Annotated in this window: 10 protein-coding genes; 5 read left to right on the top strand and 5 right to left on the bottom strand. The window is 66.1% G+C overall.

What is annotated here, in order from left to right; translation table 11 throughout:
* Nucleotides 1-105 precede the first annotated feature (105 nt).
* Nucleotides 106-735, bottom strand: a complete 630-nt coding sequence (locus PCA10_RS02710; RefSeq protein ID WP_016490489.1) for a response regulator — start codon at nt 733-735, stop codon at nt 106-108.
* On the bottom strand, nt 732-3,122 hold the full coding sequence (locus tag PCA10_RS02705) for a PAS domain-containing sensor histidine kinase (protein WP_016490488.1): 2,391 nt from the start codon (nt 3,120-3,122) through the stop codon (nt 732-734). Before PCA10_RS02705 ends, PCA10_RS02710 begins: the two co-directional genes overlap by 4 nt.
* 134 nt (nt 3,123-3,256) lie before the next feature.
* Between PCA10_RS02705 and PCA10_RS02700 the strand changes: the two genes are divergently transcribed.
* Nucleotides 3,257-4,258, top strand: coding sequence for an alpha/beta hydrolase family protein (locus tag PCA10_RS02700; protein ID WP_041770113.1), 1,002 nt, complete (start codon nt 3,257-3,259; stop codon nt 4,256-4,258).
* Nucleotides 4,259-4,518: 260 nt separating this feature from the next.
* Here the strand turns inward: PCA10_RS02700 and PCA10_RS02695 are convergent, their stop codons facing one another.
* The 3 genes from PCA10_RS02695 to PCA10_RS02685 are packed head-to-tail and all read right to left on the bottom strand — an operon-like array spanning nt 4,519 to nt 6,981.
* Nucleotides 4,519-5,286, bottom strand: coding sequence for a TerB family tellurite resistance protein (locus tag PCA10_RS02695; protein WP_016490486.1), 768 nt, complete (start codon nt 5,284-5,286; stop codon nt 4,519-4,521).
* A 1-nt stretch (nt 5,287) separates the two neighbouring features.
* Nucleotides 5,288-5,959: an N-acetylmuramate alpha-1-phosphate uridylyltransferase MurU gene (gene murU / locus PCA10_RS02690; protein ID WP_016490485.1), complete on the bottom strand. Its 672-nt coding sequence runs from the start codon at nt 5,957-5,959 to the stop codon at nt 5,288-5,290.
* On the bottom strand, nt 5,956-6,981 hold the full coding sequence (locus PCA10_RS02685; protein WP_016490484.1) for an aminoglycoside phosphotransferase family protein: 1,026 nt from the start codon (nt 6,979-6,981) through the stop codon (nt 5,956-5,958). Before PCA10_RS02685 ends, murU begins: the two co-directional genes overlap by 4 nt.
* Before the next feature lie 126 nt (nt 6,982-7,107).
* Between PCA10_RS02685 and PCA10_RS02680 the strand changes: the two genes are divergently transcribed.
* The 4 genes from PCA10_RS02680 to rsmA all read left to right on the top strand — a co-directional run bounded on the left by PCA10_RS02680 (nt 7,108) and on the right by rsmA (nt 13,177).
* Nucleotides 7,108-9,909, top strand: a complete 2,802-nt coding sequence (locus PCA10_RS02680; RefSeq protein ID WP_041770112.1) for an LPS-assembly protein LptD — start codon at nt 7,108-7,110, stop codon at nt 9,907-9,909.
* A complete protein-coding gene (locus tag PCA10_RS02675; RefSeq protein ID WP_144276936.1) occupies nt 9,890-11,182 on the top strand; it encodes a peptidylprolyl isomerase in 1,293 nt (430 codons plus the stop codon). Before PCA10_RS02680 ends, PCA10_RS02675 begins: the two co-directional genes overlap by 20 nt.
* Nucleotides 11,183-11,257: 75 nt before the next feature.
* Nucleotides 11,258-12,256, top strand: a complete 999-nt coding sequence (gene pdxA / locus PCA10_RS02670) for a 4-hydroxythreonine-4-phosphate dehydrogenase PdxA (RefSeq protein WP_016490481.1) — start codon at nt 11,258-11,260, stop codon at nt 12,254-12,256.
* A 114-nt stretch (nt 12,257-12,370) separates the two neighbouring features.
* The gene (rsmA, locus tag PCA10_RS02665) at nt 12,371-13,177 is read left to right on the top strand and encodes a 16S rRNA (adenine(1518)-N(6)/adenine(1519)-N(6))-dimethyltransferase RsmA (RefSeq protein ID WP_016490480.1); all 807 of its coding nucleotides are present in this window, start codon (nt 12,371-12,373) and stop codon (nt 13,175-13,177) included.
* Nucleotides 13,178-13,200: the final 23 nt, after the last annotated feature.

Here is a 13,200-nt window from a genome sequence, read left to right as displayed (position 1 = left end):
AGCCGGCAGGTCACGCAAATCGGGCGGTATGAGAGATTGCTATAAGGCTTAGAGAGGATTGCTTGTAGGGATCGCCCTACAATCCGCAGCGCGATTGTCGGACATTCACAGCAGCTTGTGCTCCACGGCGTACTTGACCAGATCCGCCACCGAATGCAGCCCGAGCTTCTGCATCAGGCGCGCCTTGTGGGTGCTCACGGTCTTGCTGCTGACCGCCAGTTGCTGGGCGATCTCATTGACGCCTTCACCGCGCACCAGGCGCTCGAACACCGAGAACTCCCGCTCCGAGAGCAGCGTGTGGCTTGGCCGGGCGTCGGTCAGGCCGACCTCGAAGACCATGCGGTCGGCCAGCTCCGGATCGATGTAGCGCCCGCCTGCGGCCACCTTGCGGATGGCGGTGAGCAGCAGCGCCGGGTCGCTGTCCTTGGTGGCGTAGCCGGCGGCGCCGATCTTCAGCGCCCGCGCGGCCATCTGCGCCTCGTCGTGCATGGACAGCACCAGCACCGCCGGCGGATTGCTCAGGGCGCGAATGCGCGGGATGGCTTCCAGGCCGTTTACGCCGGGCATGGAGATATCCAGCAGCACCACCTCGCAGGGCGTCTGGCGCAGGACCTCCATCAACTGCTCGCCGTTGCCGGCCTCCCCCGCCACGCAGAGGTCCTTGGCCAAGCCGATGAGCTGCTTGATGCCCTCGCGGACGATGGTGTGGTCTTCGGCCACCAGTACTCGAATCACGCCACTTTCTCCTTATCCAGCGCCACGCACACGCAAAGGGTCGTGCCCTCTCCGGGCTGGCTGTCGATCTGCAGGTTGCCACCCAACATCAGTACCCGCTCGCGCATGCCCACAAGGCCGAACGAACTGCCGTGCCGGGCGGTGGTATCGAAACCACGACCATCATCGCTGATGCGCAGGCAGAGCGTGTCCTCTTCTTCGCTCAGGCGAACCGCCACGGTATGGGCCTCGGCGTGGCGCATGACGTTGGTCAGCGCCTCCTGCAACACACGGAACAGGCCCACCGCCTTGGCGTCGGAGAGCTGCGGCAGCTGCTCGGGCACCTCCACCAGGCAAGGAATCTGGGTGCGCGCCTCGAAGCGCCTGGCCTGCCATTCGATGGCGGACGAGATGCCGGCATCGAGAATCGGCGGACGCAGCGCCGTGGCGACATCGCGCACCAGTTGGAACAACTGGGCGATCAGCCGCTTCATGCTCTCCAGGCGCTCGCGCAGGCCGGAATCGAGGCCGGCGAAGGCCAGCTCGCACATCGAGGTTTCCAGCTTGAGCACGGTGAGCACTTGGCCCAATTCATCATGCACTTCGCGGGCGATGCGCGCCTTCTCCTCTTCGCGCACGCTCTCCAGGTGCGCCGACAGGTCGCGCAGCTGGGCGCGGGACTCCGCCAGCTCCAGTTCGATCTGCTTGTTGTCGGTGATATCCCAGACCACGCCGTCCCACACGGCGCGGCCGTCGTCGAAGACCCGCGCGCCGGCCTTGATGTCGGCCCAGCGCAATTGGCCGCCACGGGTGAGGATGCGGCCCTGCCAGTGCCAGTCACGGTCGGCGGCCAGCGCCCGGGTCTGGCTTTCCCAGTAGCTGTCGCGGTCGTCCGGATGGACCAGGCCGCGAATGCCGCGCCCGGTATCCAGCAACTCGCTGGCGCTGTAGCCCACGAGGCCTTCGCTGCCTTCGCCGATGAAGGCGAAATCAGTCACCGCCCCGGCCTGGGGCCGCTCGAGGCGGAACACCAGGCCGGGCACGTTGGAGGCGATGCCCTTCAGCCGCGCCTCGCTTTCCTCCAGGGCTTCCCGGGCACGACGGCGCTCGGTTGCGTCGGAGAGGAAGACCACCAGGTACTCCGAGGAACCGAAGCGCAGGAAACTCAGCGAAACGTCCGCCGGCAGCCAGCTGCCGTCCGGGCGCAGGCAACGGGTTTCGAAGCTCAGCGGGCCCTCGTCGCTGTTGCGCGCCCGGCGCCAGAGGTTGAGCCAGCGGTCCATGTCGAGTTCGGGCTGGAAGTCCGCCAGGGGGCGGTCCGCCAGGCTGCCCGGCCGGTAGCCGAGCATCTGTTCGGCGGCACGGTTGGCGTAGCGCACATGGCTGTCCCAATTCACCCAGAGGATGCCGAGGGTGCTGTGGTCGATGGAGAACTGGGTGAGACGCAGCGCCTCTTCGGCGGCATCCCGCAGCTGCAGCGCGTGGCGGGCATCGAGCAACTGACGCTCCAGCCGGCGCTGCTGGCGGCGTAGCCAGGTGATGATGATGGCGGCGCTCAGCAGCAGCACGCCCAGCAACAGGCTGAGGTTCTGCCAGAAGCCGGCGGACTCGCCCAGGCGCGGATACTTGGGCTGCAGCCAGCGCTCGTGGAGCTGGTCGAGGTCCTTGGCCGGCAGGCTGCGCAGGGCGACGTCGATGATCGACGCCAGTTCCGGCCAATCGCGTCGCGAGGCTATCCGCAGCAACTGCGGGAAGCCGATATCCCCCACCACCGCGAGCCCGGCGAATTCCTGCTCGCGGGACAGGCGGCTGAGCTGGGCCTCATCCAGCACGGCATAGCGCACCTGCTCGGCAAGCAGGGCCTGCAGCGCCTGGCGCTCATTGGCCATGGGCTTGAGGTTCAGGTTGGTATAGGTGGAGCGCAGGTAGTCAGCCACCGCGCTGCCTTCACGCACGGCCACCAGCGAGGCGGCATCGAGCTGCTCCAGGTCCACCGCGGCGCCTCCGTCGCGCTCGCCCACCAGCAACTGGGAAACCCGCAGGTAGGGATCGGAGAACAGCCAATGGCGCAGGCCGGCGGGAGTCTGTCCAAGGCCTGGCGCCAGGTCGATCTGTCCGGCACGCAACGCCCGCTCCAGCTCTTCCGGGCTGTCGTAGGTGCGCCAGACCAGCTCCACGCCCATCGCCTTGGCCAGCCAGTTGATGATTTCGACGTTGGCCCCGGAAAGCTGCTGCAGTCGGCGGTCCAGCTGGACATAGGGCGCTTGCAGCACGGCCCCCACGCGCAACTGGCCGTGATCCTCCAGCCATTGTCGCTGGCCCTGGTCCAGGGGCAACTGGGTCGGCGCGGCCAGGATGGGCGCCGCCAGGCAGCAGGTTAAAAGCAGGGAGAGGAACGCTCGGATCATCGAGGACCAACCAGAACCAGGAATACGGCCGACATACCTTACTCCAGCCATGCCGAACCATGGGAAGGCCCGGCCTGACAAAACTCCGGCGAGCCATTAGGCTCCTGCTTCCCAGCTCGTCCAGGAACTCCCAGATGCCTCGCGCCCCTCGCCCGATCCTCACGGCCCTTTGCTTCGCCCTCTTGCCGGTTGCCCCCGCGCTGCTGGCAGAAGAAGAACCCGCGCCAGCCTCCAAGGAGCCAGCGCCGGTGGTGGAACGCGCGCCGCTGGAAGAACGCAGCCAGGAAGACGCCAGCGGCCTGGAGCGCCAGCTGCCGAGCCGTGAGCAACAGCAGCTCAAGGCCGGCGAGGAGAGCTTCCTCGCGCTCTGGCAACCCGCCAATGTCAGCGCCCCCAACGGCCTGGTGATCCTGCTGCCCGGCGAGGGGGAGAGCGCCGACTGGCCCGATGCGATAGGCCCGATCCGGCGCAATCTGCCGAACGCCGGCTGGAGCACCCTCAGCCTGACCCTGCCCGACCCCAGCGGCGATCCACTGCCGCCGCGCCCGGTGAAGACCGAGGAACCGAGCAAGGCGGAACCGGCGGTAAGCCCGGAAAAGGCGGAGGAAGAAGGCCCGGCCAATACAGAGCAGGCCGGAAGCGCCGAGCCCAATACCGACCCGGCACCGCCGCCACTCTCCCGCGATGCGATCCAGAAGCTGCAGAACGCGCGCGTGTTCGCCCGCATCGAGGCGGCGCTGGCGTTTGCCCGGGAGCAGAAGCCTAAATCCATCGTCTTGCTGGGCCACGGCACCGGAGCCTACTGGGCGGCGCAGTTCCTCAACGCCAATGAGCCGAAGGATGTGCGCAATCTGCTGCTCATCGCAGCGGAGCGACCAACAGGCTATGAGCCGGCCCTGGAGGACTCCCTGCCGACGCTGAAGCTGGCAACCGGAGACTTCTATTACAAGGAGCGCCGCGCGGACCGCGATGCCGCCCTGCTGCGCATGCAGGCAAGCAAGCGGCAGAAGCACCCGGCCTATGTACAGGTCGCCATGACCGGCCTGCTGGGGGATCGCAGCACCGAGCAAGAGCAACTGATCCGCCGTGTTCGCGGCTGGCTGAGCCAGCATACGGGCGCGGACAGCGGCGGCTGACTTATCAGAACCGGCTTTACGATCTTGCGAGCTAGAGTCATGCAAGGCGCAACGACCAGCGGGAGTAACAGCCGAAGGCTGGCCCGAAGGGTGAGCGCCAGCGAATCAAACAGGCGAGGAAGCGGAATTTACTGTTGTAAACGAGCATTACTCGCTCCGCTCGCCCTTCGGGCCACGCTGAAGCGCGTTAGCCGCAAGCGGCTTTCCGAGCCTGTTTTTAACGCCGCAGGGCCATTGCTCCGCAGATCGTAAGCAGGTTCTCAGCGAAAGCCGTGGCGCTCGCGAATCAGGTTGTAGGCGCTGTGCAGCTCGCGGGTACGGTCGGTGGCGGCTCGCACCAGGGCCGGGCTGGCCCCTGAACCGGCGAGCTTGTCCGGATGGTTCTGGCTGAGCAGGCGACGATAGGCGCGCTTGATCACCGCCGGTTCACAGTCGGCGGTCACCCCCAGCAGGGTCAGGGCATCCTTGTAACTGTTGCCGCGCTTGGGCGGCAGGCCCTGGGGCGTGTCGTAGCCGGCGCCAAGCGCCGCCACCTGTGGCGTGGTCAGGCCCAGCCAATGCCCCCACTGCAGGATGAGTTCGCGCTCGCGCTGGCCGATTCGACCATCCGCCGCCGCCATCTGCCAGCAGCAGCGCAAGAGGCGCTCCACCGTCGGGCGATCACTCCTGAGCTTCTTCATGTCGGGCTGCAGGTTGTCGGTACCCGCCTTGCCGCGATTGAACGCCGTGATGGCCCGGCGAGTGCCCGCTTCATCCAGCCCCAGGCGCTTCATCTCGGAGCGGGCCTGCTGGATATGGGCTTGCTGCACCCGCCCGTCACTCTTGGCCAGACGACCGAGCAGGACGAACAGCAGGTCCTCCCGTTCGATGGCGCGCTCGCCAGACATACGCGCGCGCAACGCACTCCAGGAATCCAGGTTGAGGCGCCGGTCGAGCACGTGCCCCAGCAGGCCGCCGAGCATCGCGCCGGGGATGTTCGCCAAGGCAAATCCGGCGGCGGCGCCGAGCAGGGTCGCGGGCCAGACCAACTCAGGCCTCCATCAGCAGCAGGCGCTCGACTTCCGCCAGGCGCTCATGGGTACCGACGTCCACCCAGCGGCCACGGAAGTGCTCGCCACTCACCTGGCCAGCGGCCATGGCCTGGCGCAGTAGCGGGGCAAGCTTGAAGGCGCCTGGTTCGCAACCGGCGAACAGGCGCGGATGGAGCACCGCGATGCCGCTGTAGGTAAGGCTGGGCTCGCCCTCCACGGCATCGCTCACTCGACCGTCGGCAAGACGGAAGTCGCCGCGCGGATGGTGGGCCGGGTTGTCCACCAGCACCAGGTGGGCCAACCCATCCAGCGGCTGGCGCAGCCGGTTGAAGTCGAAATCGGTCCAGACGTCCCCGTTCACCACCACGAAGGGCTCGTCCCCCAGCAGCGGCAAGGCACGGAAGATGCCCCCACCGGTTTCCAGCGGCTCGCCTTCGGCGGAGTAGCGAATGGACAGGCCAAAGCGCGCGCCATCGCCCAGGTGGTCCTCGATCTGCTGGCCGAGCCAGGCGTGGTTGATCACCAGTTCACGGAAGCCCGCCTGGGCCAGGGCACGGAGGTGGAACTCGATCAGCGGCGTGTCCGCGGCGCGGACCAGGGGCTTGGGGGTGTGCAGGGTCAAGGGACGCATACGCTCACCCTTGCCGGCGGCGAGGATCATGGCCTTCATGGGCGGCCCGCCTCGTCGCGGGGCAGACTGGCCAGCAGTTCACCCAGCTCGGCCAGTTCGGGACGACGCTCGATCACTGCTTCTATATAGGAGAAGAAGCGCGGTACGTCGCCCAGGTACTTGGGCTTGCCATCGCGATGGCAGATGCGCGCGAAGATGCCGATGACCTTGAGGTGGCGCTGCACGCCCATCAGGTCGCTGGCACGGTGGAATTCGGCGAAATCGTCCTGGACCGGGATGCCGGCTTCGCGCGCCCGCTCCCAGTAGCGCTGCAGCCAGCCAGCGACACGCTCTTCGGGCCAGCTGAGGAAGGCGTCCTTGAACAGGCAGGTGACGTCATAGGTCACCGGGCCGTAGACCGCGTCCTGGAAATCCAGCACGCCCGGGTTGGGGCGGCTGAGCATCAGGTTGCGCGGCATGTAGTCGCGGTGCACCAGTACCTTGGGCTGGGCCAGGGCGCTGTCGATCAGCAGATCGGAAATCCGCTGCCAGGCAGCCAGTCGCTCGCCTTCCAGCTCGATACCCAGGTGGTGCTGCAGGTACCACTCGGGGAACAGCTGCAGCTCGCGCCGCAGCAGGGCGTCGTCATAGCTGGGCATGGGCGCTTCGAGGCTGCGCTGCTGGAAGGTCAGCAACGCGGTCAGGGCGTCATCGAACAACGCATCGGCGTTGTCGGCATTGATCACCTCGAGGTAGGTCTGGTGACCCAGGTCATCGAGGACCAGGAAGCCCTGTTCCACATTGGCGGCAAGAATTCGCGGCACGTGCACACCAGCTTCGGCGAGCATGCCCGCCACCTTGACGAAGGGTCGGCAGTCCTCGCGAGGCGGCGGCGCGTCCATCAGGATCAGGGTGCGGCCCTCGGCCTGCCAACGGAAATAGCGGCGGAAGCTGGCGTCGCTGCTGGCCGGAACCAGGGTGGCGGCCGGTACGGGGCCCCAACCTTCGGCAGCGAACAGGGTGGGCAACTGCTGGTCCAGCCATTGGCTCAGCTGCTGAAGGCGAAGGTCTTCATGGTGCATCGGGTGGTCTCCGGCGGCGCTAGCCGTTGTGCGGGTCATGCTTTATTATCCAGCATCTTTTTCAGCCCATCGAGAGGCGTGCGGCCCCAGCGGGCCGAAGGCGCGCAGGAAGCCCGGACTAACAAGATGGCAGTAAGAACCCCCGCGTTTCACAAAAAGTTCCCTCTGCTGGTGACCGGCAGCCTGCTGGCCCTTCAGCCAGTAGCCAGCTCATTCGTCGTCGCCGCAGAGCAATTCGACTGCCAACCCTCCGCTACCGGCGGCTGGGCATGTGCACCCAAGGCCAGTGCCGAGAGCCTGCCGCCCCGTCCGGTGCACAGCGGCAGTGCCGTGAGCTCGAGCATCGGTGCAGCCGCGCAGGCCACCGAAGGTGGCGAGGCCCAAGGCAGCACGGCAACCCTGGTCTCCGACGCCGAAGGCAAGGGCCTGGTCTCCCGCAGTGCCGACTTCAGCCACCTGGACTGGGTGCCGCGTGACAAGCTCACGCCCGCGCAGCTGGCCGAAGCTGGTCCCTATTGCGCCGGCGCCTATATAGAACCGCCGCGTCCGGGCATGAACGACAAGACCCCCCTGGAAGATGCGCCCACCTTCATCTCCGCCAAGGCCTCGCGCTATGAGCAGGAGCAGCAGGTCGCCACCCTCGCCGGTGACGTGATCCTGCGCCAGGGCAGCATGCAGATCGAAGCCGACGAGGCGAACCTGCACCAGGCGGAAAACCGTGGCGAGCTGGTCGGTAACGTCCGGCTGCGCGACAACGGTGCCCTGGTGGTTGGCGACCGCGCCGAACTGCAGCTGGACAACGGCGAGGCCAAGGTCGACAACGCCGAGTACGTCCTGCACCAGTCCCACACCCGCGGCAGCGCGCTTTACGCCAAGCGCCAGGAAGACGCCATCATCCGTCTGAAGGATGGCACCTACACCCGCTGCGAACCGGGTGACAACGCCTGGCACCTGAAGGGCAACAACGTCAAGCTGAACCCGGCCACCGGCTTCGGCTCCGCGACCAACGTCACCCTGCGGGTCAAGGACATTCCGGTGTTCTATACCCCGTACATCTATTTCCCGATCGACGACCGTCGCCAATCGGGCTTCCTGCCGCCGACCATCGGCAGCAGCACCGATACCGGCTTCCTGCTGGTCACGCCGTACTACTTCAACCTGGCGCCGAACTACGACGCCACCCTGTACCCGCGCTACATGTCCAAGCGCGGCCTGCTGATGGAAGGCGAATTCCGCTACCTGACCCATAGCAGCGAAGGTGAGTTCGGCGGCGCCTACCTCGACGACCAGGAAGACGAGCGCAAGCTCATGTCCGAGTACGAGCAGAAGCGCTGGCTCTACCACTGGAAACACACCGGTGGCCTGAACTCGCGCCTGCTGGCCGAAGTCGACTACACCGACATCAGCGATCCTTACTACTTCGAGGACCTGGACACCGACCTGGGCGTCGATACGCCGACCTACGTCAACCAGCGCGGCACCCTGACCTACCGCGGCAGCTCCTACACGGCGAGGCTGAACGCCCAGGCCTACGAGCTGGCGACCATTACCGACATCACGCCCTACGATCGCCTGCCACAGCTCACCCTGGACGGCCAACTGCCCTACCAGCCGGGCGGACTGAACTTCGCCTACAAGACCGAATTCGTGCGCTTCGACCGCGACCTTCGCACCGGTGACTTCTCGGATATCAACGGCTTTACCGAGCCCTGGAACGACAACAACATTCGCGGCCTTGCCCGCGCCAATGGCGATCGCACCCACGTGGAGCCGGCTGTCAGCCTGCCGATGAGCTGGACCTGGGGCTTCCTCAAGCCACAGGTCAAATACGCCTACACCCAGTACGACCTGGATCTGGACCAGCAAGGCAAGAACTCTCTCTTTGCCGAACAGACCTTCCACGGCAGCCAGGACCGCCAGGTACCGATCTACAGCATCGACAGCGGCCTGCTCTTCGACCGCAAGACGAGCTTCTTCGGCAAGGACTACACCCAGACCCTGGAACCGCGTCTGTTCTACCTCTATGTACCGGAAGAAGACCAGACCGACATCCCGCTGTTCGACACGGGCGAGTACACCTTCAACTACGCCTCGCTGTTCCGCGACAACCGCTTCTCCGGCCGCGATCGCATCGGCGACGCCAACCAGATATCGCTGGGCGTCACCAACCGCTGGATCGAGTCCAACGGCTTCGAGCGCCAGCGTTTCAGCATTGGCCAGGCGTTCTACTTCGAAGATCGCCAGGTGACCCTGCCAGACAGCTTCAGCGGTCGTCCGGGCACCAGCCCAATGAAAGATCGAGCCGACTACACCTCCTCCGTTTCGCCCTACGCGCTGGAGTACCTGTACCGCTTCAACCGCGACTGGCGTGTCAGCTCGAACTTCAACTGGGACCCGGATACCCATAGCACCCGCTCCGGCAGCGCGATGTTCCACTACCAGCCGGAAGACAACCCGAACAAGGTCGTCAACGCCGGCTATCGCTACCGCAACGACACCATCCGCTTCGACCAGTCGACCGGTAACTGGGTCGTCGGTGGCGGCGACTTTGGCACACCGGGCACAGCGGGCTTCATCAAGGACTACTACAAGATCAGCCAGCACGACTTCTCGGTCATCTGGCCGGTGGTTCCGCAGTGGAGCGCCATCGCGCGCTGGCAGTACGACTACAACCGCGACCGTACCCTGGAAGCCTTCGGTGGCTTCGAGTACGACAGCTGCTGCTGGAAGCTGCGCCTGATCAGCCGCTACTGGGTCGACTACGACGAGTTCGAGCAGAACCCGGATCCGTCCAACGACAGCGGCGACCACGGGATCTTCCTGCAAATCGTCCTCAAGGGTCTGGGTGGTGTCGTGGGCAACCAGATCGAAGGCTTCCTGGATAAAGGCATTCAAGGTTACCGTGAACGTGAAGACCAAGCTCTCTGATTGTCTGCGCCCGCTGCTGTTGGGCGCGCTCTTCCTCGGCGGCATTGCGCACGCCGAGGTCCGCTCCATCGACCGCGTGGTCGCCATTGTCGATAACGATGTCATCATGCAGAGCCAGCTGGACCAGCGCCTGCGTGAAGTACAGCAAACCATCGCCAAGCGCGGCGCCTCGCTGCCTCCGGAAAACGTACTCAACCAGCAGGTGCTGGAACGCCTGATCATCGAGAACATCCAGCTGCAGATCGGCGACCGCTCCGGTATCCGCATCGCGGACGAGGAACTGAACCAGGCCATCGAAGCCATCGCCCAGCGCAATGGCATGACGGTCGACCAGTTCCGCAGCGCGCTGGCTCGTGACGGCCTGTCCTTCGATGACGCCCGTGACCAGGTGCGCCGCGAGATGGTCATCAGCCGGGTGCGTCAGCGCCGTGTGGCCGAGCGCATCCAGGTCACCGAGCAGGAAGTGCAGAACTTCCTCGCGTCCGACATGGGCAAGATCCAGCTGTCCGAAGAGTTCCGCCTGGCCAATATCCTGATCCCGGTACCGGAAGGCTCCTCGCCCGATACCATCCAGGCCGCCGAACGCCAGACCCAGGAGCTGTACCAACAGCTCAGGCAAGGCGCCGACTTCGCCCAGCTCGCCATCTCCCGCTCGGCTGGCGAGACCGCCCTGGAAGGCGGCGAGATCGGCTGGCGCAAGGCCGCCCAGCTGCCGCCTCCCTTCGACGGCATGATCGGCGCCCTGCAAGTCGGCGAAGTGACCGAACCGGTACGCACCCCAGGCGGTTTCATCATCCTGAAGCTGCTGGACAAGCGTGGCGGTGACACCCTGGTGCGTGACGAAGTGCACGTCCGCCACATCCTGCTCAAGCCCAGCGAGATTCGCAGCGAAGCCGATACCCAGCGCCTGGCCGAGCGCCTCTACCAGCGCATCCAGTCCGGCGAAGACTTCGGCGAACTGGCGAAAAGCTTCTCCGAAGACCCGGGCTCCGCGCTCAACGGCGGCGACCTTAACTGGATCGACCCCAACGCGCTGGTCCCCGAGTTCCGCGAAGTCATGGCCCAGACCCCGACCGGCAAGCTCTCCAAGCCGTTCAAGAGCCCCTATGGCTGGCACGTGCTGGAAGTGATGGGGCGTCGCGCCACCGATAGCAGCGAGAAGTTCCGCGAGCAGCAAGCGGCGAACATCCTGCGCAATCGCAAGTACGACGAGGAGCTGCAGGCCTGGCTGCGCCAGATCCGCGACGAGGCCTACGTCGAAACCAAGTTGTAAAAACCGGGCGAGTCTCGGCCCTGCGCTGGCGGTACAATCGCCGCCAGCGTATCGGCCCCCTGCACAGGACTCGCCATGACCCCTCTCCGCTTTGCCCTCACCCCAGGTGAACCCGCCGGCATCGGCCCCGACCTCTGCCTGCTGCTCTCCCGCTCCGCCCAGCCCCATGCCCTGATCGCCATCGCCAGCCGCGAGCTGCTCGAACAACGCGCCGTCGAGCTGGGCCTGGCCATCCGCCTGATCGACGTCGATCCCGCCCGCCTTCCCGATACTCCCGCCCCTGCGGCCAGCCTGTATGTCTGGGATACGCCCCTGCGCGCAGCGGCGAAGTCCGGCCAGCTCGACTCGCTGAACGCCGACTACGTACTGGAAACCCTGACCCGCGCGGGCCAAGGCTGCCTCGACGGGCTCTTCGCCGGGATGATCACCGCGCCGGTGCACAAGGGCGTAATCAACGAAGCCGGTATCGCCTTCTCCGGCCACACCGAATTCCTTGCGGACCTGACCGCCACCCGCCAGGTGGTGATGATGCTGGCCACCCGTGGACTGCGCGTCGCCCTGGTGACCACCCACCTGCCGCTCAAGGACGTTGCCGCCGCCATCACCCCCGATCGCCTGCAACGGGTCAGCCGCATCCTGCATGCCGACCTGGTGAACAAGTTCGGCATCGCCCAGCCACGCATCCTGGTCTGCGGCCTCAACCCCCACGCCGGGGAAGGCGGCCACCTGGGACGGGAAGAAATCGAAGTCATCGAGCCGACCCTGGAAGGCCTGCGCGCCGAAGGCCTGGACCTGGTGGGCCCGCTCCCGGCCGACACCCTGTTCACCCCCAAGCACCTGGAGCACTGCGACGCCGTGCTCGCCATGTACCACGACCAGGGCCTGCCCGTGCTCAAGTACAAGGGATTCGGCGCCGCGGTGAACGTCACCCTTGGCCTGCCGATCATCCGCACATCGGTGGACCACGGCACCGCCCTGGACCTGGCAGGCAGTGGCCGCATCGATTGCGGCAGCCTCGAAGTGGCCCTGGAAACCGCCTACCAGATGGCCGCCGCGCAACAGCGCGGACAGTGAGCCGCGCCACCCGCGCCGCCAAGCCTTAGGCGGCGCGGGCCCGCGCCTGATAAACTGCGCCACTCATGTTTCCACGCCAGGCTACCCGGCCTGGCCCAAGGCCTGGAGCCTTCGATGTCCGAACACTACCAACACCGCGCGCGCAAGCGTTTCGGCCAGAACTTCCTGCATGACGCCGGCGTCATCCATCGCATCCTGCGCAGCATCCACGCGCGCCAGGGCGAACGCCTGCTGGAGATCGGCCCGGGCCAGGGCGCCCTCACCGAGGGTCTGCTCGGCAGCGGTGCGCAGCTCGACGTGATCGAACTGGACCTGGACCTGATCCCGATCCTGCAGCACAAGTTCGGCCAGCTGCCGAATTTCCGCCTCAACCAGGGCGACGCGCTGAAGTTCGACTTCCGCAAGCTCGACGCCGAACCCCACAGCCTCCGCGTGGTGGGCAACCTGCCCTACAACATCTCCACGCCGCTGATCTTCCACCTGTTGAGCCACGCCGACCTCATCCGTGACATGCACTTCATGCTGCAGAAGGAAGTGGTGGAACGCCTGGCGGCCGAGCCCGGCGGCGGCGACTGGGGCCGGCTGTCGATCATGGTCCAGTACCACTGCCGTGTGGAACACCTGTTCAACGTAGGTCCGGGCGCGTTCAATCCGCCGCCCAAGGTCGACTCCGCCATCGTCCGCCTGGTGCCCCACGAGGTGCTGCCGCATCCCGCCAAGGATGCCGCCATGCTCGAACGCGTGGTGCGCGAAGCCTTCAACCAGCGCCGCAAGACCCTGCGCAATACCCTCAAGGGCTTGCTGGACAGCGCTGCCATCGAAGCCGCTGGCGTCGACGGCAGCCTTCGACCGGAACAGCTCGACCTGGCCGCCTTCGTCCGCCTGGCCGATCAATTGGTCGCCACCGGCCCCAGCTCCTAGACTTCACTTCCAGCTACTCGAGA

The sequence above is a fragment of the Pseudomonas resinovorans NBRC 106553 genome, from assembly GCF_000412695.1.
Classification (GTDB): Bacteria; Pseudomonadota; Gammaproteobacteria; order Pseudomonadales; family Pseudomonadaceae; genus Metapseudomonas; species Metapseudomonas resinovorans_A.
The sequence above is the reverse complement of the archived record's forward strand: the minus strand, read 5'-3'. Positions and strand labels throughout refer to the sequence as shown.